This window comes from Monoglobus pectinilyticus (assembly GCF_002874775.1).
GTDB classification, from domain to species: domain Bacteria; phylum Bacillota; class Clostridia; order Monoglobales; family Monoglobaceae; genus Monoglobus; species Monoglobus pectinilyticus.
The window spans coordinates 807,386-829,482 of sequence record NZ_CP020991.1; the positions used below are offsets into that span (position 1 = coordinate 807,386).

Here is a 22,097-nt window from a genome sequence, read left to right on the forward strand (position 1 = left end):
CGTTACATTATATCATAATCCGCTGCTTCATATCAACAGAAATTTTGCATAAGGATTTTATACTCATACGCCTAGATTTAACAAAAAACTATAAACTTCCTCTAACTGCACAAAAAAAGAGTGCAGCTAATAAAGCCACACCCCATTGTGCGTCATAGAACATAATAAAATTTCAAATTATCGTATCAAAAATCTATATATTATATCTCAACAGCGCCATTGCTGTCAAAATACAGAATTTACAATTTGAATAAAGATTTTTATTAAAAAATCTCTCAAATAATTGTCTTACTGCAAACTATATAGAAGTTCACAAAACTTTATTAAGTATATAATAACCAAATTATTTTGTCAAGGACTAATTTAAAATTTTTTTAAGATTTATATTTTATTTTTTGAAAATGATGATAGTCGTAATATCTTCCCTGCCAAATTTCACCTCCCCAGTCCCAGCCATATGATTTAAATATATCATAAACTTTATCTCCTTTATGTATCATAGCTTTTTCCTCAACCTCTGAAATATCAGGATAAGTTAAACCTCTGTCTGAAAACTTTAGACCGTTCTCAGGCAGTACCGTTCCCGTCTCAGAGATATAAGGATTTATTTTTGGATTTATATCTATCGCCCGTCCTAACGAATGATTAGAAATCCGTTCCGTGCCGCTCACCTTTCTGCAGCAGAATGCTGATGTGTTATTATGCCTCATTGATTCTAAATCCAAATCCTCCGCTTTTCCATTATAAAAATAGTCAATTAACTCAATTCTTTCAATCGGATATTTTAAATCATATAATTTTAAAAATATCTCCAACACCTCGTTTTTAAGTTCTTTTGAAATAATCAAATGACCTAAACAAATTTTAAAACTGAAATCATAATATGGAACGCTTAAATAACTCAGGTCATCATAACTGACTATCGAGTTTTCCGGCATTGATTTTCCTTTCATAAGTTTCATTATTTCCTTGGGAATCATTTCATACTTTCCGCTTTTTCGAGTTATATTTACAAAATTCTGGTCACACATATTTTCACCTTATCTTTATAATAATTTATATTAAAATATTATGCAGTTTTTGAATTTATTCTTGACAGAAGCTAATAATAGTCTTAAATGACAATCATTCCGGGAGGGATTATTATGATAAGAATAAATAACAGTCTCATTATAAACGCTGAATCTCCAAATGAAATTAAAAACGTTATTATCGATGATTTGGATATCATAACCTGCGGACTTTCATTAAAGTCCAGTGTTACAGCCTCCAGCATTGATGATTCCGGTTTTTTATATTGTATACAAAGGGGGTTTTCAACATGCGGCAGTGACGAAATAATCCTTCCTCAAGAATTCAAAATTGGATGGGACAAAAAGGCGGAAAATATATATCCCTGTCTTGAACTTGTAACCCTCATGCTTGTATCAGGAAAAACTCCTGATGAAATCTCTGAAAACATATATTTTTACAATTAAAAAACATTTATATAAAAACCTTACTTTTATACTATTATATTCAAAATTTATTGACTGTTTCTTCCTGATATGTTAAAATATTACCAATAATAGATTTTCAAAATATTATATAATTTAAGGGAGGTATTAGAAATGAAAGTATTGTCTATTGTTATGGGCATAATTTATTTAATCTTAGGTATTTTATGTTTTATAACTCCGGTTTTTACAGCAAATGTCTTTACATATATAATTGCTGCATCAATTTTGCTTGCGGGGATATGGATGATTGTTTCATATTTCGTAAGCCAGGGTGAAGACAGTTTTATAAAGAAAAGCGGATGGTCATTGGCTTTTGGTATATTAACAGTCATATTGGCTTTAATACTCATGTTTAAGCCTGATTTCGCTAATGTTGTTATGGCGTCAATTTTCGGAGCATGGGTTATTATTGCAGGTATAGCCAGAATATTTGAGGCTTTCGCCTTAAAAGATATTGGAAGCTCCTGGGGTTTTGTTTTAGCACTGGGGATTCTAACGCTTATTCTTGGGATATTCTTAGTTTGTCATCCGCTTATAACATTTGTAGCTATAGGTATATTTATTGCTCTTTCACTGCTGTTTGAAGGTATAAACTTCATTATTATGGGATGTTCTTTATAAATTTCATATAGTCTGACAAAATTGAATAAATATATAATAACCATATTGATAGAGCACGTGATAACACGTGCTCTATTAATACTATTGTTCTTAAACACGGAGGGAAGTTAAAATCATGAAATTCAATCTATTTGGAAATCAGGAATATAAGAAAAATAGATTTATGCTTGGTCTGTATATTATTCTGATACTTATTGTTATAAGTTCTATAATTTTTCAAATAAAATATCAAAGATACGAAAATGTTTTCACTTGCGTGCTCACTCTAATATTATTTTTGATACCTAGATTTATCGATTACAGATTTAAAATCGACTTGCCCAGAACCCTTGAGGTAATTATAGTCCTTTTTATTTTTGCAGCGGATTTTTTAGGGGAAGTAAACGGTTTTTATCAAAGGTTTCCCTGGTGGGACTCAATGCTTCACATGTCTAACGGATTCTTAATGGCAGGCGTAGGCTTCTCATTGATAGATATACTTAATCAAAGTCACCGCGTTCAGTTCCACCTATCTCCTGCATTTGTTGTTATGGTCGCCTTTTGCTTTTCTATGACTATCGGAGTACTCTGGGAATTTTTTGAATTCTTTGCCGATCAAATCCTTAGAACAGATATGCAGAAGGACGCTATAGTGAACAGTATTTCTTCTATAACAATGAATGATATTTCTATCAACAAATCAATCTTGGTTTCAGGAATTGACGATGTAATTTTAAAAGGCAATCATCTATTGATAGATGGAGCGCTTGCAAAAAACGGAATGATTGCCATGTCGGATTATGGAATTAACGGATACCTTGATATTGGCCTTATTGATACGATGAAGGATATGATGATAAACTTTTTAGGCGCTGTAATATTCTCAATAATAGGCTATTTATATCTAATCGGCAGAGCCAAAGGGAAGTTTATAGAATGTATAGTTCCTAAATTTACCGAACTATCAAAAAATAACTCAAATGGAAAATCACTTACTAATATAAAGAAAACCGGCGGTTCAATTCTAAAAATAAATAAAGACAGAAAAAATGATGATGAATAATTTATGCACATATTATTATTGACGGTTTTTCTGTTTTAGTGTATAATGTTTTAAATACACTAACGGAAAGGCGGTAGATTTATGGATAACAATATTAATGGTTTTGACTATGAAAATATTGATAAATATATTGAGCTTATAAGAAGCCAAAATTCCAGATGGAACATGATTCCTTCACATTATTATACCAAATACAATGTTAAGCGCGGTCTTAGAAATGCGGACGGAACCGGAGTTCTTGCCGGGCTTACATCAATCGGCGAAGTTCATGGTTATGTTATTGACGAAGGCACTAAGTCACCAATAGAAGGTAAACTCAGATACAGAGGTATTGACGTTGAAGATATAGTTGCAAACTGCAGAGCTGAAAAAAGATTTGGTTTTGAAGAAGTGGCTTTTCTGCTTATGTTTGGCTTCCTGCCAAGCCAGTCTTTGCTTGACCAGTTTAAAAGGTCTCTATCAAGTTACAGAGTTCTTCCGCCTGAATTCACAGAAGATATGATTCTGAAGGCTCCGAGTAAAAACATCATGAATAAATTGGCAAGAAGCGTGCTGGCTCTCTATTCTTATGATGATAATCCGGACGAAATCTCTATACCTAATCTGCTCAGGCAAAGTTTTTCACTTATCGCTCGTTTCCCTGTGCTTATTGCTAATTCATACGCGTCAAAACGCCACTATTTTGATAATCAAAGTCTGATTCTGCACAACCCTGTGCCTGAATATTCAACAGCTCAAAACTTCCTTCATCTCATTAGGGCAGATAATAAGTTCACTGAGCTTGAGGCTGAGATTCTAGATTTGGCATTAATGCTGCAAGCCGAGCACGGAGGCGGAAATAACTCAGCTTTCACTGTGCATGTGCTTTCATCAACCGGAACGGATACATACTCGGCTATTTCCGCTGCTGTCGGTTCACTGAAAGGACCAAAGCACGGCGGAGCAAATGACAAAATGATGTCCCAAATGAATGAAATTAAAGCCAATGTTAGGAATTGGGAAGATAAAGATGAAATATATGAATACTTAAAAAAGATTCTGCGCAAAGAAGCCGGGGACGGAAACGGACTTATATACGGTATTGGTCATGCGGTTTACACTATTTCAGACCCAAGAGCCATAATACTAAAAGAAAGAGCCGGATATTTAGCAGAACAAACCGGTCACTCTGATGAATTTGCTCTTTATTCTGCAATTGAAGAACTTGCACCGATCGCTTTTAGAGAAATAAAGGGAATTGATAAACCTATGTGTGCAAATATAGATTTTTATTCCGGTTTCGTTTATCAAATGCTTGGTATACCTCAAGAACTGTTTACACCTATATTTGCAATGGCAAGAATAGTAGGCTGGTGCGCTCATAGAATTGAAGAAGTAACCACCAGCAACAAAATTATTCGCCCCGCCTACAAAAGTGCGGTTAAACGTCTTGAATATACGCCGATAGATGAAAGGAAAACACCTACTAAAGCCGATATAGAAAAGAACACTATTAAAGACCAAACCGCGCCGTCAATCGATTCGGAAACCGGAGACTAATTTTATAATTGACTTTTGTTGTCTTAAGCCCGTCATACGTAAAGTGACGGGCTTTTATTTTATAATAATATAATAATTCACAGGCGTACATTCTTATCTTTATATGCTAATCAAAAAATTTTTTAACAAAAATGAACCTTTTTAATTTCAAATGTATCTAATTAGTGTAAAGCAAAAACAACAGCGCTGTTGAACTGCTTTGGAAAGGCAGAAAGTATAACATGGATAATTACACATTTACGCAAAAGGTTTTAGACGCTGAACAAACCTTATATAACATAGCAAAGTCTATTCTTATAATAGACACCGACTGCGAGGATGCGGTTCAAAACGCAATTCTAAACGCGTATACAAAGCTATCCTCTCTAAAGAACGAAGAGTATTTTAAAACATGGCTGGTCCGCATACTCATCAACGAATGCTATAAGCTAAAAAAGCGAAACTCCAAATTTGTCCCGTATGAAGAACAAATAACAGCTGATATTCAAACGCTCGACAATTCTGAGGTGAGAGAATTATATCAGGCTATAATGGAACTTAAACCTAAAATACGTGTTGCAGTTGTTTTATTTTACATAGAAGGATATTCAGTAAATGAGATTAAGGATATTTTAAAAATTCCTGCCGGCACTGTAAAAAGCCGATTGGCAAAAGGCCGAAAAGCTCTAAAATCAAATTTGTCGTGTTTTGATTAACCATGAAAAGGAGAAAAATAATGAATATAGATAATAATAAAATTAAAAATTCCTTTCCAAAATCTACAAGCAAATTCCATTCAAAAATTCAGCTTACATTAGATGAGCTGCCTGAAAAAAAGGAGATTTATATTATGAATAGAAGAAAAACATTTAAAAGAGGATTGGCAATCTGCGCTGCCGCTGTTTTGTTAATAGGAACCACTGCATTTGCAGCAGGCAAGCTGGTCCCGATGATATATTCAAGTTCATCATCTATACCTGATTATTACTCTATTCCAACTGAACAAGAACTGGATAAAAAGCTGGGATACAGCGCTAATATTATTGAAAACTTTAACAATGGATTTGAATTTACAGGCGGAAATATAGTTGACAACAAGAGTAAGGATGAAAACGGTGATATTACCGAAGAGTTTAAAAGCTTCAGCGCTAAATATAAAAATGGTGACAAACGAATTACGCTAAGTATTGATAAGTCGGATAACTTTGAGGTTGGTGAAGGCACCCATACTATTCTTGCCGACAAATATCAGAATATAGATATTTACTATACAAACTATATAAATAAAATCGTACCTCCTGATTATAAACTTACTGAGCAGGATAAGATAGACGAAGAAAACGGCAGTTTAGTTTTCAGTTATGGTTCTGATGATATTGAAACTCAAGAACTTCAAAGCGTCTCATGGGTTCAGGAAGGAATAACTTACAACATTATGGGATTTGAAACCGGTATGAGCCAGGAAGACTTTGTAAACATGGCTAAAGAAGTTATAGACTATAAATAATAGAACAGCAGATGGTAACAGACTGGAGCCGTCGGATATTTTAAGTTACTTTGATTAACACAATAACGTTAAATCAATATCTTAAAAAATATCTGACGGCTCCAAATTCTTTATTAAATCTTAAGTTATTTAAATCTATTTTTCCATTCTTCCTTTGTCATTCTGTTTACATATTCTGTTTTTATTTCTTTTGTAATAGGCCAAAATTTATCTTTTTCAACATGATGAAATTTAAATCCACACTTTTCCTGAACCTTTTTAGACTTGTTATTGCCTTCAAAATACCCGCACCATATAGTTTTAAGGTTTAAGTCCTCAAAAGCGTGACGAAGCAAAGCGTCAACAGCCTCGCCTACTAATCCTCTGCCCCAATAAGGAACCGCTATCCAAAATCCGAGTTCTCCCTCATCAGAACCAATATCCAAATAACTCTTATCCCCTATCATCAAATCTATACCGCCAACCGGTTTATCCTCATCTTTTAAGATAATTGCATATGTTTCATCATTTGATAAAACACCTCGAATAGCATTCAGACTATATTCAACACTGGTATGTGCATACCAGCCGGCCTCAGGACCAACTCTAGGGTCTTTTGCATACTCATAAAGGTTTTCAGCGTCTTCATCTTTCCATGGACGCAATACTAGTCTTTCCGTCTTTAGTGGCATTTTCATAACCTGCCTTTTCATGTTTAATTTTAAAACCTATTTTTTAGTATTTTCCCATTCTTCTTTGGTTATCCTTGAAATATGCTCAGTTCTGGTATCATTCATCAAAACCCATACCTTATCATTTTCGGTATGATGATAAGTAAAACCACATTTTTCCTGAACTCTGCGCGATTTGTCATTTCCATCAAAATATCCGCACCATATTGTTTTAAGATTCAAATCTTCAAATCCACGGCGCAGCAATTCCCTGACTGCTTCCGGAATAAGACCCATACCCCAATACGGAACCCCTATCCAATATCCAATCTCGCCCTCATCATCCTCAATATCAAAATTGCTTTTTTCACCTATCATTAATCCAATAGATCCAACCGGCTCATTTGTCTCTTTTAAAACAACCGCATAAGTTTCAGGGGCTGATAAAACTCCCTTTATAACCCCCGCACTGTCCTCAATACTGGTATGCACCGGCCAACCTGCAATAGGACCAACTTTCGGATCGCTCGCATATTTATATAAAGATTCAGCGTCTTCATCTTTCCATGGACGCAGTATTAGTCTCTCCGTCTCAATCATTGCTTATCACCGTCATTTCTCCAATTTTTTATAAAACTTATAAACTCTTCTGCCGGCAATGGTTTTGAAAATACAAATCCCTGAATCAAATCACAGCCGATTTCTTTTAAATATTCAACCTGTTCAGTATTTTCAACGCCCTCAGACACAGTTTTCATATCAAGAGCCTTTGCCATTTCTATAATACTTTTCCACAACTTTTTATCCCGCAGACTATTGTTACTTTCCCGAAAAAACAACATATCTAACTTTAAAGTATCTATCGGTATATTTTTCAGAACATTCAGCGAAGACTGTCCGGCGCCGAAATCATCCAGCGAACACGAAAATCCGGCTTTATGAAGCTGAGATACAGAACTAATAAAAAGCTTATAATCTTCAAACACAAAACTTTCTGTAAACTCTAATTCAATACCTCCGTCAGGAATATTATATCTTTCTTTCGTCCCGGTATAAAATTCAACAAAGTCGGGCTGCCACAGCCCTTTTCTTGATACATTTACCGAAATTGGCCCGGGCACATCGCCGCTTTCCAAACATCTTTTGTAAAACCGACATGCTTCCTCCAGCATAAAACGGTCTATACTAACAATAAAACCGTTTCTTTCAAACAAAGATATGAATTCCGATGGAGGGATTATACCTTTATTGGGGTCTTTCCACCTTACAAGAGCCTCAGCACCCGCGACTTTATATGTCCTGCAATCTATTTTGGGCTGTAGATACATTTTAAACTCGCCGTTATCAAGAGCGGTTTCCATACGGGATTCCATTTCAATTTCTCTTAAATGTTCTTCCCTCATCTTATCATTATAATATACCATTCGGCTTTCACCGGAATTTTTTATCGCTTTTACCGCAACATTTGCTCTGTTAAGCATGTCCCTTAGTGATATATTGTCATTTTGATTTATCAAATATATCCCCATATACATCTCAATTTTAAATTTATATTTTTGAATATCCGGATATGTACACAAACGTTTTTTAGCTGTCTCAAAAAAACCTTTTAACTCATCTTTAACTTTATACTTTCTTATGGAAACCAAATTGTCAACATTGAATCTTGCAAATACTTCTCCGTCTCTAATTGTTTTATTAATCCCGTCTGCCCAATATTTTAACAGCTTATCGCCGACATCATAACCGAAAATTTCATTCACATATTTAAAATTTTTTATATCCGCATATAAAATAGCATAATTTTCTTCACTATTTTTCCTAATAGCCTCTTCGGCGTCTATCATAAACTTTTGTTCATTTCTATAACCTGTCAGCGAATCAACAAACGCCAGCTTTTCCAATTCCCTTCTGCTGCGCTCTCCCATTCTTCTAATGCGTATCAGCAGAAATAAAAACAGTAAAGCAGATCCTAAAATTATCCCTACTATTCCAATAATCATATTAGAGTAGTATCTGCTGATGTCTGCTGACGGAACAACACAAAACACAAACCAATCATTAACACCTATAGGCGTGTATGCTGCCCAGCGCTTTTCTCCATTGTAATAATATTCAATATTTCCGGCTTGTCCATTTCTTAAATCTGATTTTAACTTTTCTTTTGAACTATCATCATAATTATAAGGAGTTATGATATCAGGTGAATTTTGATCCACAGTTGGACGTTTTGACCTTATAACATAATTCCCCTGACTATCTACTATATGCGCAAATCCATTTCCCGCATAAACTGAGTTATTCAATATATTATGAAGCGATTCGGCAGCACGAACAGCGCAAAGGGCGCTTATCACCCTGCCTCCGCGAATTATGGGAACAGCATAGAAATTCACGTATAAATCGCCTATTTCAGCCTTCTGAGTATTAGTTATAACTCTTTCTCCTGCATAGACTTTCTCTACAAATCCTTTGTCTGAAATATCTATATCTTTATATTGGGTTCCATCAATATCCACTCCCATAGTTATACCATTTTTATCAACAAATCCCATACGTATAAAAGCATTATCATCATTTATAGTTTTAAGTACAGGCAAAATAGTATCATAATTAATCTCTTCAAGTCCGCCAATCATTTTAGCGACGCCGTCTAAGGTTTGAAAGTCATCCTCTATCTGCTTATTAACGGTTGTCTTGCTGTTTTCCGCAATTTCTTTAATATATTTTTTGGCTTTCTAACTCATTCTGAATTTTACAATAGTTCAAAAATAATATACATAAACCTATAAATATAACACAAAATACGGCCGCAACAACTGTCAGCCGATCTTTCATAATATTATTTTTTTTATTTTTATTATTGCTGTAAAACGATTTAAACACACCAACCTACCCCATTAAAAACCGTTCTTATGACCATCTGTTTGGAAGCAAATAATCAAGAGTAACAATTTTATCTTTCAACATTACTTCACAGTTTATATTTTCGTTATTTATTTGATATATAAATTCACGGCATCGGCCGCAAGGCGGAATTATATCATCCCATGCGCTCACAGCAACCATTTTTATAATTCTGCTTTCGCCGGCAGTAATCATAGCCGCTATTGCTGCATGTTCCGCACAAAACCCCATAGAGCACGGAGCGTCAATACAAACGCCTTTATAAACATTTCCTTTATCCGTTAAGATAGCTGCCGCAACAGAACCAGCCGATGTATAATCGGACAATTTTCTTTCATTCACAGTTTCAGCGGCTATCTTATATAATTCATCAAAGTTCATAATTATCTAACTCCATCATTTTTATAAAGCCGCAGCGCTGTATAAAAAGCAAACTGCGGCTTATCAGTTTAATTAATTTCTATTGTCTGAGCTTCATCATACTGTTTTGAAACACTCTCTGGACACTTAGTAAACTGGCTCACAACAAATATCACCAAACATGAAATTATAAACGCCGGAACTAACTCATAAACATTAAATATACCACCCTTTAAGAAGTACCATATAATATCAACAATACCTCCTGTAAGCACACCGGCTATAGCAGCAGGAGCTGTGGTCTTTCTATAATAGAGTGAGAATAAGATACATGGTCCGAACGCGGCTCCAAATCCTCCCCAAGCCATAGATACCAACTCGAATACTGAACTGTTTCTGTTTAGAGAAATAAATATTGCAATAAGTGCAATAACCACAACAGCATATCTGCTTATTCTAACCAATGAATCACTGCTGGGTTTCTTCTTTGAAAACAGTCTGTAAAGGTCCTCTCCGAACGTTGATGCAGTAACCAAAAGCTGAGAGTCAGCCGTACTCATTATAGCTGCTAAAATAGCTGTAAGGAATACTCCGCTGAGGATTATCATAAAGATGTTTTTAGAGCCCCCGAATATGGTCTGTATTAAAACCATAAATATTTTTTCACTGTCACCGTTTACCATTTCAACATAGTTTTGGGCAACCATACCATTTTCAACATATACTTTTCCTAATACACCAATAAGAACTGCAGCACCTAAAGTTAAAATTACCCATATCATCGCAATTATTCTGGCGGGTCTTACTTCTTTAGGGCTTCTGATAGCCATAAATCTGGATAAAATATGCGGCTGACCAAAATATCCGAGCCCCCAGCCTAAGCTTGAGACCAAAAGCAGTATATTAATCGTTCCGCCGGCGCTTTTCGGAAGCCATGAAAACACTTCATTCTTTGCGGCTTCCAGTCCTTTAAATTCTATTGCTGTCCCTTCAAATCCGCCCATCTGACAAACGATAATAATCGGAATAGCTATAATCGCAAAAAACATAATTATTCCCTGAATCAAATCTGTCCATGCGACAGCTTTAAATCCGCCTGTGAACGTATATCCGGTAATAATTACGCCGCCGATAATCAAACCGACAACGTAAGGCACGCCCAGCGTTGCTTCAAGCAGCTTAGCTCCTGCAGTGAACTGAGAAGCGGTATAAATCAAAAAGAAAAACATAATAAAAAGCGAAGAAGCAACTCTGAGTATATGAGTTTTATCTTCAAACCTGTTTTCAAAATACACCGGGATTGTAATAGAGTTATTGGAAACCTCAGTCTGCTTTCTAAGGCGTTTAGCAACAAACAGCCAGTTTAAATATGTACCTATAAGCAATCCAATAGCTGTCCAAAGTGCTTCTGTTGTTCCCCCAAACACCAAAAATGCCGTGCCGGGCAATCCCAAGAGCAGCCAGCCGCTCATATCAGATGCCTGAGCTGACATTGCCGCAACCCATTTGTTTAAACCTCTTCCGCCCAAAAAGTAGTCGTTAAGAGTATTATTTGTATTATAAAATCCAAATCCAATCAGAAGCATAAACAAAAGATATACTGCAAAAACGACTACCTGAATAACAATAGTTAACACAATTTTTACCTCCGCCCTTATAAGTTTTGATTATAAAAATATTAATATAAAATATGTTGTTATTTTACCATAAATTTCTACATAAATCAACTAGTTTTTTGGAAATAAATTTCGGTTAACTACTGTATCATATTATTCAATTTTTTATTTTACTGAGTATAATGCTCTAAGTGAATTTATTATACATAGGAATGCAACTCCCGTATCAGCAAAAACAGCCAGCCACATATTGGAATAAATACCTGTTAGTCCAAGAAACATTACTATAATTTTAATTGCTAGTGCAAACACTACGTTTTGTTTTGCAATTGCAGTGGCTTTCTTTGAAATTGCTATTGATTTAGGGACAGCATCCATATTTGAATTCATAAACACAACGTCAGCAGCTTCTATGGCCGCGTCTGCGCCGCTTCCCATTGCCGCTCCAACATCTGCGCCGGCTAAAACCGGTGCGTCATTTATTCCATCTCCGACAAACATAACACTTCCATACTCATGTCTTATCTTTTTTAGTTCACTGACCTTATTTTCAGGCAAAAGTTTTGCACTGTAATTATCAACGCCTGTATATTCGGCAACCTGTTTAGCAGTTTCTTCTGAATCGCCCGTCAATATAGCAGTCACAGCGCCCTGAGATTTTATCTTTTTTATAGCCGGAGCCGCTTCGCTCTTTATTGCATCCGCAATCAAAATATATCCCTGCAAAACTCCGTCTATCGCTAATAATACTTCTGAACCTCCTCCCGAGGGATTATATTTAGAAATATCAATACTGTTTGCTTCCATAAGTTTTCTATTTCCCAAAATTAATGACTTATCTTCGATATCAGCCTTAATTCCCATTCCTGAAAGTTCATGTACATTATTTGGTCTTACTATATCAAGTCCTCTGCGTTTGGCTTCTGCAACGATACTTTCGCCTATAGGATGAGTTGAATTCAACTCGCAGGAAGCAGATAATTTCAACACTTCATCTTCATTAAGGCTGCCAACCGTATGAATATTTTGTACTTCAAAATTCCCCTCTGTCACTGTTCCTGTCTTATCCATAACAACAGCTTTTATTTTGGACAGAGATTCCATAACCACTCCGCCCTTAAACAAAATTCCAAATTTTGAACCGGCGCCTATTCCGCAAAAATAAGCAAGAGGCACGCTCAGCACCAGGGCGCACGGACAGCTCATAACCAAGAAGCTAAGCGCGGTATATATCCAAGGATAAAAATCCTGATTCAGTATTAAAGGCATACAAATCGCCGTGAAAGCCGCTATAGCAACAACAATCGGAGTATAGATTCTGGCAAAACGCGTTATAAAGTTTTCAATTCTAGGCTTGCTTGCAGCCGCTTCCTCAACAGATTTTAATATCCTGGAAACCATTGAATCCCCAAGAACTTTACTTACTTTCACTTTTAACAGCCCGGATGTATTAACGCATCCTGACACTATTTCATCACCGGGTTTAACTTTCACCGGAACAGGTTCGCCGGTTACAGCCGATGTATCAAGCCGGCTCTCACCCTCAACCACTATTCCGTCAAGCGGAACCCTGTCACCGGGCCGTACCAGCACCAAATCGCCGGGAACTGCACCCTCTGCAGGTATAATCTTCACTTCTTTATCTGCAACAAGATTAACAGTCTCGGGTCTTAAATCAACCGCGTCCATAATTTGACTTCTGCTTCTGCTTACAGCAATCTTTTCAAACAGCTCTCCGACACGGAAAAACAGCATTACTCCTACCGCTTCAGGATACTCGCCAATCACAAAAGCTCCAAGCGTGGCAACAGACATCAAAAAATTCTCATCAAACACTTTACCCTTTGTAATATTTTTCACGGCTGTTAAAAGTACCCCGCCGCCAAGTATTAAATATGATATGATAAGAATCGAAACCGTTACAATATTGTAATCCTCAACTCCTAGTATGGCTTTGAATATTAACGTTCCTAAAAACAGCACTGCACCGGCAACAATAGAAATAATATCTTTGCGGTTTTCTTTTATATGTCCTCTGCTTTTTGTATTTCCGCCGTCTTCTTTTATAAATACTCCGCTCTCAATTTTCTGAGCCGCCCGTATAATTTCAGGAAGCAGTTTATCCGGATTTTCCGCCGTAACCGTAATCTGTTTTAAAGGAAACGATATATTGACCCCGACGACTCCCGGAATGTTACCGGACACCCTCTCAATTTTAGCGGCGCAATTAGCGCAATCCAAATTATCTATAGTATATTTTTTGGTTATTAAATTTTTATAATTGTTCTCAGACTTATCGCCTTTTAAATCTTTATTTAAAGAACAATTTTCATTATAGATATCACATGTATTATCGTAATACATATGATGTTCATGTATATGACCGCCGCCTTCCTGCACTGAACAGCCGCAATCACACTCATATAATTTTTTATCTTCCGGCAAATTTGCTTTTTTCATATTGGTCACCTCTTCTATATACATCTTATTCAACATATGAACAATTGTTCATATGTTTATAATGTTATAATAACACCCCTTACTATATTTGTCAATAGCTTTTTAAAATATTTAAAAAATATAATGTCCTATATTTTACAAAAACGGGAACAAATAGTATAATAAAACAGTCAAATATATATCTTGATAAAATTGAAGAACAATTAAAAAATTATATTAAAGAGGTGGGTTATTTATGAAAAAACTATTATGTTTTGCTTTATCAATTTTTATGGCTTTATCTATTGCTGTGATTCCGGCTTACGCTGAAAATATTGACGGGCTGGAATCTGCTATTCTAACCGTAAAATCAAGGGTTGAGATACCACAGGAGTATTCAGAGTTTGAAAGTGATACCTTGATGTCTGACAGAGGCGTCACGAGCTATGATTTAAAATGGTCGACACTGAAAGATGAAAACGATGAAACCAAATATATTAACATCACTATCGACCAATATGGAAATATAACAAAATATTCAACAAGCGAAAGAAATAACTACTATTATAACGGAGACGCCAAACTGCCAAATTATACTGAAGAACAGCTGATACAAATTGGATACGACTTTTTACAAAAGCTAAACCCCGATTTGATATCTCAGTTCAGTTTCGAAAGCGGCAAAACCTCAGGTATAAGTATAAGTTATCCTGAAACGACTGTAATATTTCATCGTTACATAAACGGTTTACCATTCTGCGGAGATACAGCTTCGTTATATACCAACACATCAACCGGTGAAATATCCAGTATGCGTGTTTCTTTAACATATTGTGACGAAGTTCCAATGCCTGATAATTTAATTTCAGAATCAGACGCTATCGGACATTTTAACAATCTGTCTCCAATGACGGCTAAATATATCAGCAGCGGTGAAAATAAAGCAATCCTTGTTTATGAGCCCAAAAATCAATATTTAGAAATTGACGCAAAAAACGGCGGGGAATATAAAGAATACACTGACTCAAGTAACAAAGTAATGTCCGGAGGTGGCGGAGGCGGTTCAAATATGGCTGCTGAAAGCGCCAGTGACAGCGGCTTGACAGAGAAGGAGCTTGAGGGGATTAAACAGATGAATAATCTAATGTCAACCGAACAGCTTCGCAGTATTGCAGAGGGAATGACAGAACTTAATCTTGAAAGTGATAATTATGCGTCATGCAGTTATAGAAGAGTATACAAATCTTATGAAGAGTCTGAATTTGATTATTATGCCGACTTAACATATATTAAATATGACGAGAATAACAAACAAAGCAGGAAGCGCATATCTTTTAATGCCGCTACCGGTGAATTTTTAAATTATTATTCTGATTCCAGCAATTATGGTGATAAAGTTCCAAAATATACTGAGGCTCAGGCTCTTGATATTGCCAAAAGCTTCGCAGATAAGTATTCTAACAAAGAGTATATTAATACCGACAGCGACCTTGAAGCTTCAGATAAGATTGACGAATCATTGGATTATTATAACAACTATTATTTTACATTTGAAAGAAAGGTTAACGGATTTAATTACTCACCTGAATATATTAGTGTAAAAGTCGATAAGTTGACAAACGAAATAATTTCTTTTACTAAACAATGGAGTGACAAAACTGAGTTTGAATCAACTGAGAATATGATTTCTGCTGAAGAGGCCGCAGAAGCTTTAATGAATACTGTTGGCATTGAACTCTGTTATGTTTCGAATCTGTCAGCAGGCAAAACTTGCACAGCTGATTTAGTTTATAAACTTAAAGGTTCAGGCAATTATTATATTTCAGCTAAAACAGGCAAACGTGTAAATTATAATGGAGACGAGTACAAAGAAACACAAAACCCCAATACTGCTGATGATATAAGCGGCCACTATGCTGAAAAACAAATCACAGCTTTGCTTGCATATAATGCAATTATTCTTCCTGAAGGTGAAACCTCTTTCAGACCCGATGAAGCAATCACTCAAGGTGAAATGATTACTTTTGCTTCAATCCTTAAAGGTCAAAGATTCCCAAGACCTTTAAATTATGAAACAATTTATCGTTTTGCAAAGAATAACAATATTGTAGACTATAAAGATATTGCCGACGCAGAAACAATATGCACAAGAGAGAATGGAACAATGTTCATAATCAGAGCACTCGGATACCAAAACATTGCTGAACTGCCCGACATTTTTGACTGCAAATTTGCAGATAAAGATTTAATATCTCCGGGAATGGAAGGATATGTAGCGCTTAGCAGAGGATTTGGTTTGATAGGAGGAAACCCTGATAATACATTTAATCCTCAAGGAGAGCTTACCCGCGCAGACGCTGCAATAATGATATATAATTTCATGACAAAATAAAAAACAAGTTAAGATACAAAAAGACGGTCAGCTGCTTTTACAGCAGCTGACCGTCTTTTATTTTATGTTCAACATGGGATAAAGTCTTGTTGATTATATCAACCACATGGTCGTCATCTATAGAATAATAAATACTTTTGCCCTCACGTCTCGTCTTAACTTGTCCGCCCAATTTCAATTGCTTAAGCTGATGTGATATAGCTGACTGCGACATATCAAGCATAGCGGAAATATCCGATACACACATTTCGTTTTGAGACAGCGCATACAAAATTTTAACACGTGTTTCGTCTCCCAAAACTTTAAAAAATGATGATATATTTGAAATCAGTTTATCATTTAATAACTTTTGTGAATGTTTCGTCTGCTTCTCATCAAGTTTTCTTTCTGTTTCAAACTCATCCTCCATAAATACATCTCCCTAAATATATTATTGTTCAGGAACAACCGCAAAAAACACTAAGTTACTTTTACTGTCATTAATTAAGCTATGACTGTGACCTTTGGGACAATAATGACATAATCCCTCAGATACACTCTCATATTCACCGTCATACAAAACTTTTCCTGTGCCATTTAAAATATATATAATTTCACTGCTTGTATCATGGGTATGTAATCCAATAGACGCTCCGGGTTCCAAACATCCGTACATAATTTTATTGTTTTTATCAACAAACATATGTGATGCAACATTTTTTTCTCCGCCATTAAAATTAGGAATAACAGTTTCTTCTATTTCATTAAAATTAATAATCATTATATCATCCCCAAACACTGATTTCTAACCCGAAAAATTTGAAAACGCTTCATAAATTGTCACAGCATTATTATGAGAAGCTCGTTTCTTAAAATCCCCGGATTCTCTTTCATACAAAGATTTAACCAGCAAATATAAATCACCGCTGTAACCTATCTTCTCCATAATAACAGGATTGGTATTTAAATCCAGCTCATAATCAAAGCAGTCTGCATTATTGCCGCTCATCAAATAATCCCTATATGGTTTGTCAACAATAAAAATCATATTATCGCCGGAATCAAGCTCGCTCATAAGTCTGGTTTGAACCGCAACAAACTCGTCGCTCTCCTCTTCCCTGCTGGCAATCATAGGCGTCAAAGATATTGTCACAACTCCGTCATCATTTACATCATTGGCAAAATCCAACATGGTTTCCTTAATGCGGTTTACAGTTTCATCGGAGACAGCTGTCTCTGAATAATAGCCAACATATAAATCATATTGCGGAGTATTCACAATCTCAAATACAGTAATTGCAACAACTATTAATGCCGCCGCAATTCCGATTATCCACCATTTCTTATAATACCAAAAGTTTGCCATTCTATCTTTAACCGGCAGTTCCTTTGTCATAGCTTTAGCCTCACGGGCATCTCTGTCCATAATACCACCTCTGTATGTGATTTAACTCCGCAAATATCCCTTTTTACACTAATAAATAAAATAACTGCTAATCAAGCGGCTTCATTGTCGGGAACAATAAGACGTCACGTATTGAACTGCTGTCGGTCAGCAGCATAACAAGCCTGTCAATACCTATACCCAGACCGCCAGTTGGAGGAAGTCCGTATTCAAGCGCATTAACATAATCCTCATCCATCATGTTTGCCTCATCATCACCCTGCTCTCTCTTCTCGACCTGACTCATAAAACGTTCCTTTTGGTCGATTGGGTCATTAAGCTCTGAAAACGCGTTTCCAAACTCTCTGCGGGTAATAAATATTTCAAAACGCTCAGTAAATTCAGGGTTGTCCGCAAATCTTTTAGCAAGAGGAGAAATCTCAACAGGATACTCATAAATAAACGTAGGCTGAACAAGTTCCTCTTCTACCTTTTCCTCAAACACTAGACTGATAATTTCACCGCGGGAAAGCTTAGGCGCGTCAGCGTCACATTCAACGCCGATAGATTTTGCAAGTTCTTCCGCCTCTTCTGCTGTCTTAGTCTGTGAAAAATCAACACCTGTATATTTTTTTATTGACTCAAGCATTGTCATTCTTGCCCACGGCTGACCTAAATCTATTTCTTCATCCTGATAAGTAATTTTTGTTGTGCCCAAAACTTCCTGTGCTACAGTTTTAATAAGATTTTCAGTAAGCTCCATCATTCCCAAATAATCGGTGTATGCTTCATATAGTTCAATTGTTGTGAATTCAGGATTATGCTTAACATCCATTCCTTCATTTCTGAAAAGTCTTCCCATTTCGTATACTTTTTCAAAACCGCCGACTATGAGACGCTTCAAATATAACTCAGGCGCAATTCTAAGATACATATCAATATCCAAAGTATTGTGGTGAGTAATAAATGGACGCGCTGCTGCTCCTCCCGGTATTGTATTGAGAATAGGAGTTTCAACTTCCATATAACCTCTGCTGTCCAAATAGTTTCTGATAGCTCTGATTATACGGCTTCTGAGTTCAAACGTTCTCTTAACATCCGGATTCATGATAAGGTCAACATATCTCTGCCTATATCTCAAATCTGTATTTGTAAGACCATGATATTTTTCAGGCAGCGGCCGCAAAGATTTAGAAAGAAGCACTATCTTAGATGCTCTTACAGATATCTCGCCCTTTTGAGTGGTAAACACCTCTCCTGTCACTCCGACAATATCACCTATATCATATTTCTTATATACCTTATATTCGTCGTCTCCCAATTCGTCACGCTTAACACAAAGCTGAATCCTTCCGCTTCTATCTGCCAAATCTGCAAACGACATTTTTCCCATTACACGCTTAGACATAAGACGGCCGGCTATTGAGACAACTTTGCCTTCAAAATCAGCATAATTTTCCTTTATGTCTCCTGCCATATCTGTTCGTTCATATGAAGTGATTTCAAAAGGATTAGCACCGCTTTCCTGCAGCACAGCAAGTTTTTCACGTCTAATCTTTAAAACCTCGTTCAAATCACTTTCAGTATTATTCTTTTGTTGATTATTCTCGCTCATTTTTCCCTCCAACTATTATTCTGATACGCTCAGAAAATTAAGAAATCTTTAAAATCTTATATTGAATAACTCCGGCAGGCGCATCCACATCAATCATTTCGCCTTCAGCCTTTCCCATAAGTGACTTGCCAAGAGGAGACTCGTCTGAGAGCCTTCCCTCATCAGGGTCAGCTTCTGTAGAACCAACAATTTTATATGTTATATCTTCATCAAATTCAATATCGTGAATAGTAACGGTTGCGCCAAGTTCAACTTTTGACGTATCGCGTTCGCTCTCATCAATCACTATAGCGTTTTTCAGCATATTCTCAACAGAGACAATGCGGGCCTCAACCTGAGCTTGTTCATTTTTTGCCTCATCGTATTCCGAGTTCTCGGAAAGATCTCCAAATCCAAGAGCAACTTTTATTTTTTCAGAAACTTCTTTTCTTTTTTTAGTCTTTAAATATTCAAGTTCTTCCTCAAGCTGCTTAAGACCGTCCTCAGTCAACTTTACCTGTTTATTGTCCATTCTTATTACCTCCGATATTTTTATATATCAACTAAACCTTCTGTGATTAACTTATAAATTATACTTTAATAACTATAAAATGTCAATACACATTAATTATATTTATGTCTTTTTATACTGTCACCAAACGCTCACCCAAATATAATCCCACGGTATCACCATTCTTATCCTTTGCAGTCCCGGTAACGCATAAATCTCTTCCGCATCTTAGCTTACCGTTATTGAAATCAATTATTACCTGATATCTGCACTTTTGTGATTCAGAAACATCCAGCACCATAATCGGAAGACCAAATTTTGAATAAACATAATCTGCAGTCTTATTACCGGCTGAAATATTCTTGGTATATATCGTTACATATTTAAACTCTCTGCAAACCAAATTCATTACTGTGTTAAGCCCTCTTAAATCATCGACATCGTCAACGATTATACCTGCTCCTGCTTTAAACCCAGGAGTATTCAAAAGACTCAAAACATATTTAATTGATATTTCAATATTATCGCAGCCAATCGGCACTTTAACCGGATACTCTGCAGTCTGTTTTTCCGTAAGCTTATTTCGGTCTTGCTGTTCAATCAGTATTTTTTTATTATAAAACAGTTCTTTTATAAAATGATATAAATCTTTTATCTTTTGTGAGATGAACTTAAAAAATAACATAGTTCACTCCACCAATCTTAGTATTATTTCTTTCTAAAAGCTATTTTGAAACAGAATTCAAATAATTTACTGCCGCAGATAATTGTTCATCCTCCTCAAGAGTTAAGTTATCAAGATTAGCGTACTTATTTAATTCCATAGGCACCGTCTCATCAGGTTCTATACCAAGTTTATGGATACAAGTTCCGTTCGGAGTATAATATCTCGCAATTGTTACAGAAACAATTCCGTCACCTAAACCGAAAACAGACTGAACAATTCCCTTACCATAAGATTTTTCTCCTATCACATGAGCTAATCCATAATCTTTCAAAGCCCCGGTTACTATTTCGCTTGCGGATGCGGAACCCTGATTTATAAGAACCGTAACGGGTATATAATACTGCTTTCCATTTGATTTATAATCTTCCCTGTTTCCTTTCTTATCAAGAGTGTATACCACATCTTCACCGCTCTTAACAAAATTGGATGCGACATCCACAGCAGCTTCAATATATCCGCCCGGATTATTTCTTAAATCCAAAACCAAAGATTTAGCTCCGTCAGAAGTTAATTTGCTCAAAGCCTTATTAAAATCATCACCGGTACTTTCAATAAACTGTGATATTGATATATAGCCTATATTAGTTCCGTCAATTATTTTTGACTTTACTGTTTTAACGTTAATATGCTGACGCTCTACCGTAAGGCTTACCGTTTCACCTGACTCGGCCTTCAAGACCTCAATATCAACAGTCGTTCCGGTTTGTCCTTTCATATTTCTGACCGCCTCATTGATTTGCTCTCCGGTATAACTTACTCCCGCTACTTTTAAAATTTTATCACCGCTTACCAAGCCAACTTTTTCAGCCGGAGTGTCCGATATAGCTGACACAACGGTTATTGTATTGTCTTCGATATTATTTTCTATATACACGCCAATTCCATCAAAGCTTCCGCTGACATCTTCCATATATTCATCAGCCTCTTCGCCGTAAATGTAATTAGTATACGCGTCTTCTGTCCCCTGAGCAAATCCCTCAATGGAGCTGTTTACATAATCCGACATGGGAACGTCTTCATAATACATATTTTTTATTGTGTTTGTAACTGTTGAAAACTTTATAAAGTCAAGATAATTTGTAAATCCAAAAGGATTTACAAGACCTACGGTAAGCACAGCAGTCACAACAATTAATAAAACCGAACAAACAATCAATACCCGTTTTTTTATATACATATTCTGCTCCTTAAAAATATATTACCAAACTAAAATCAAAGAACCTTACTGCAAAATTTATCCGCATTCATAAAGCGGATCATAAAAGTATTCTTAAATCGTAAGAATAACATTATCATCCGCTTTAGTATAAATAATCCCAATACAAATTTATGCCATTAAAACAAAAATGAC

At 35.9% G+C, this 22,097-nt stretch carries 21 protein-coding genes; 7 read left to right on the forward strand and 14 right to left on the reverse strand.

Annotation, left to right across the window (positions count from 1 at the left end; all coding sequences use genetic code 11):
- Nucleotides 1-374 precede the first annotated feature (374 nt).
- A complete protein-coding gene (locus B9O19_RS03720; protein ID WP_102365165.1) occupies nt 375-1,031 on the reverse strand; it encodes a M15 family metallopeptidase in 657 nt (218 codons plus the stop codon).
- Between the two features lie 114 nt (nt 1,032-1,145).
- On the opposite strand from B9O19_RS03720, the gene B9O19_RS03725 reads away from it, so the two are divergent.
- From B9O19_RS03725 to B9O19_RS03750, 6 genes are all read left to right on the forward strand, one after another.
- Nucleotides 1,146-1,478 (forward strand): hypothetical protein, encoded by a 333-nt coding sequence (locus tag B9O19_RS03725; RefSeq protein WP_102365166.1) that lies wholly within the window; start codon nt 1,146-1,148, stop codon nt 1,476-1,478.
- Nucleotides 1,479-1,610: 132 nt separating this feature from the next.
- Entirely contained in the window at nt 1,611-2,120 is a 510-nt protein-coding gene (locus B9O19_RS03730; protein ID WP_102365167.1) for an HdeD family acid-resistance protein, read from the forward strand.
- Between the two features lie 115 nt (nt 2,121-2,235).
- Nucleotides 2,236-3,162 carry a hypothetical protein gene (locus tag B9O19_RS03735; protein ID WP_179947309.1) on the forward strand — a complete coding sequence of 309 codons (927 nt, stop codon included), beginning with the start codon at nt 2,236-2,238 and terminating at the stop codon, nt 3,160-3,162.
- A gap of 81 nt (nt 3,163-3,243) precedes the next feature.
- Nucleotides 3,244-4,701, forward strand: coding sequence for a citrate/2-methylcitrate synthase (locus tag B9O19_RS03740; protein ID WP_102365168.1), 1,458 nt, complete (start codon nt 3,244-3,246; stop codon nt 4,699-4,701).
- A 221-nt stretch (nt 4,702-4,922) separates the two neighbouring features.
- On the forward strand, nt 4,923-5,396 hold the full coding sequence (locus B9O19_RS03745; protein WP_102365169.1) for an RNA polymerase sigma factor: 474 nt from the start codon (nt 4,923-4,925) through the stop codon (nt 5,394-5,396).
- Between the two features lie 134 nt (nt 5,397-5,530).
- Nucleotides 5,531-6,187: a hypothetical protein gene (locus tag B9O19_RS03750; protein WP_154058610.1), complete on the forward strand. Its 657-nt coding sequence runs from the start codon at nt 5,531-5,533 to the stop codon at nt 6,185-6,187.
- 125 nt (nt 6,188-6,312) lie between these two features.
- Here B9O19_RS03750 and B9O19_RS03755 read toward each other — a convergent pair whose 3' ends face one another.
- From B9O19_RS03755 to B9O19_RS03780, 6 genes are all read right to left on the reverse strand, one after another.
- Complete coding sequence (locus tag B9O19_RS03755) at nt 6,313-6,858, reverse strand: GNAT family N-acetyltransferase (RefSeq protein ID WP_102365171.1); 546 nt, start codon at nt 6,856-6,858, stop codon at nt 6,313-6,315.
- A gap of 36 nt (nt 6,859-6,894) precedes the next feature.
- A complete protein-coding gene (locus tag B9O19_RS03760) occupies nt 6,895-7,437 on the reverse strand; it encodes a GNAT family N-acetyltransferase (protein ID WP_102365172.1) in 543 nt (180 codons plus the stop codon).
- Complete coding sequence (locus B9O19_RS03765) at nt 7,434-9,560, reverse strand: bifunctional diguanylate cyclase/phosphodiesterase (protein ID WP_281254346.1); 2,127 nt, start codon at nt 9,558-9,560, stop codon at nt 7,434-7,436. Before B9O19_RS03765 ends, B9O19_RS03760 begins: the two co-directional genes overlap by 4 nt.
- Before the next feature lie 190 nt (nt 9,561-9,750).
- Nucleotides 9,751-10,125, reverse strand: coding sequence for a cytidine deaminase family protein (locus tag B9O19_RS03770; protein WP_102365174.1), 375 nt, complete (start codon nt 10,123-10,125; stop codon nt 9,751-9,753).
- A gap of 68 nt (nt 10,126-10,193) precedes the next feature.
- Nucleotides 10,194-11,741, reverse strand: a complete 1,548-nt coding sequence (putP, locus tag B9O19_RS03775) for a sodium/proline symporter PutP (protein ID WP_245863001.1) — start codon at nt 11,739-11,741, stop codon at nt 10,194-10,196.
- 144 nt (nt 11,742-11,885) lie between these two features.
- On the reverse strand, nt 11,886-14,180 hold the full coding sequence (locus tag B9O19_RS03780) for a heavy metal translocating P-type ATPase (protein WP_245863002.1): 2,295 nt from the start codon (nt 14,178-14,180) through the stop codon (nt 11,886-11,888).
- Between the two features lie 235 nt (nt 14,181-14,415).
- Here B9O19_RS03780 and B9O19_RS03785 point away from each other — a divergent pair, with 235 nt between their 5' ends.
- A complete protein-coding gene (locus B9O19_RS03785) occupies nt 14,416-16,551 on the forward strand; it encodes an S-layer homology domain-containing protein (RefSeq protein ID WP_102365175.1) in 2,136 nt (711 codons plus the stop codon).
- Nucleotides 16,552-16,588: 37 nt separating this feature from the next.
- On the opposite strand, the gene B9O19_RS03790 is transcribed toward B9O19_RS03785, so the two are convergent.
- The 7 genes from B9O19_RS03790 to B9O19_RS03820 form a co-directional block, all read right to left on the reverse strand.
- Nucleotides 16,589-16,960 carry an ArsR/SmtB family transcription factor gene (locus B9O19_RS03790; protein ID WP_102365176.1) on the reverse strand — a complete coding sequence of 124 codons (372 nt, stop codon included), beginning with the start codon at nt 16,958-16,960 and terminating at the stop codon, nt 16,589-16,591.
- 21 nt (nt 16,961-16,981) lie between these two features.
- Complete coding sequence (locus B9O19_RS03795) at nt 16,982-17,311, reverse strand: cupin domain-containing protein (protein WP_102365177.1); 330 nt, start codon at nt 17,309-17,311, stop codon at nt 16,982-16,984.
- Between the two features lie 24 nt (nt 17,312-17,335).
- Nucleotides 17,336-17,956, reverse strand: coding sequence for a hypothetical protein (locus tag B9O19_RS03800; protein ID WP_102365178.1), 621 nt, complete (start codon nt 17,954-17,956; stop codon nt 17,336-17,338).
- Nucleotides 17,957-18,023: 67 nt separating this feature from the next.
- Complete coding sequence (gene lysS, locus B9O19_RS03805; protein WP_102365179.1) at nt 18,024-19,529, reverse strand: lysine--tRNA ligase; 1,506 nt, start codon at nt 19,527-19,529, stop codon at nt 18,024-18,026.
- 37 nt (nt 19,530-19,566) lie between these two features.
- A complete protein-coding gene (gene greA / locus B9O19_RS03810; RefSeq protein WP_102365180.1) occupies nt 19,567-20,040 on the reverse strand; it encodes a transcription elongation factor GreA in 474 nt (157 codons plus the stop codon).
- 112 nt (nt 20,041-20,152) lie between these two features.
- Nucleotides 20,153-20,704: a hypothetical protein gene (locus B9O19_RS03815; RefSeq protein WP_102365181.1), complete on the reverse strand. Its 552-nt coding sequence runs from the start codon at nt 20,702-20,704 to the stop codon at nt 20,153-20,155.
- Between the two features lie 40 nt (nt 20,705-20,744).
- Complete coding sequence (locus B9O19_RS03820) at nt 20,745-21,923, reverse strand: S41 family peptidase (protein ID WP_102365182.1); 1,179 nt, start codon at nt 21,921-21,923, stop codon at nt 20,745-20,747.
- Nucleotides 21,924-22,097 lie beyond the last annotated feature (174 nt).

Coding starts and splice junctions, on each gene's coding strand:
- B9O19_RS03720 (WP_102365165.1), bottom strand. CDS start 1,031: ATGTGTGACCAGAATTTTGTAAATATAACTCGAAAAAGCGGAAAGTAT.
- B9O19_RS03725 (WP_102365166.1), top strand. CDS start 1,146: ATGATAAGAATAAATAACAGTCTCATTATAAACGCTGAATCTCCAAAT.
- B9O19_RS03730 (WP_102365167.1), top strand. CDS start 1,611: ATGAAAGTATTGTCTATTGTTATGGGCATAATTTATTTAATCTTAGGT.
- B9O19_RS03735 (WP_179947309.1), top strand. CDS start 2,236: ATGAAATTCAATCTATTTGGAAATCAGGAATATAAGAAAAATAGATTT.
- B9O19_RS03740 (WP_102365168.1), top strand. CDS start 3,244: ATGGATAACAATATTAATGGTTTTGACTATGAAAATATTGATAAATAT.
- B9O19_RS03745 (WP_102365169.1), top strand. CDS start 4,923: ATGGATAATTACACATTTACGCAAAAGGTTTTAGACGCTGAACAAACC.
- B9O19_RS03750 (WP_154058610.1), top strand. CDS start 5,531: ATGAATAGAAGAAAAACATTTAAAAGAGGATTGGCAATCTGCGCTGCC.
- B9O19_RS03755 (WP_102365171.1), bottom strand. CDS start 6,858: ATGCCACTAAAGACGGAAAGACTAGTATTGCGTCCATGGAAAGATGAA.
- B9O19_RS03760 (WP_102365172.1), bottom strand. CDS start 7,437: ATGATTGAGACGGAGAGACTAATACTGCGTCCATGGAAAGATGAAGAC.
- B9O19_RS03770 (WP_102365174.1), bottom strand. CDS start 10,125: ATGAACTTTGATGAATTATATAAGATAGCCGCTGAAACTGTGAATGAA.
- B9O19_RS03780 (WP_245863002.1), bottom strand. CDS start 14,180: ATGAAAAAAGCAAATTTGCCGGAAGATAAAAAATTATATGAGTGTGAT.
- B9O19_RS03785 (WP_102365175.1), top strand. CDS start 14,416: ATGAAAAAACTATTATGTTTTGCTTTATCAATTTTTATGGCTTTATCT.
- B9O19_RS03790 (WP_102365176.1), bottom strand. CDS start 16,960: ATGGAGGATGAGTTTGAAACAGAAAGAAAACTTGATGAGAAGCAGACG.
- B9O19_RS03795 (WP_102365177.1), bottom strand. CDS start 17,311: ATGATTATTAATTTTAATGAAATAGAAGAAACTGTTATTCCTAATTTT.
- B9O19_RS03800 (WP_102365178.1), bottom strand. CDS start 17,956: ATGGACAGAGATGCCCGTGAGGCTAAAGCTATGACAAAGGAACTGCCG.
- lysS (WP_102365179.1), bottom strand. CDS start 19,529: ATGAGCGAGAATAATCAACAAAAGAATAATACTGAAAGTGATTTGAAC.
- greA (WP_102365180.1), bottom strand. CDS start 20,040: ATGGACAATAAACAGGTAAAGTTGACTGAGGACGGTCTTAAGCAGCTT.
- B9O19_RS03815 (WP_102365181.1), bottom strand. CDS start 20,704: ATGTTATTTTTTAAGTTCATCTCACAAAAGATAAAAGATTTATATCAT.
- B9O19_RS03820 (WP_102365182.1), bottom strand. CDS start 21,923: ATGTATATAAAAAAACGGGTATTGATTGTTTGTTCGGTTTTATTAATT.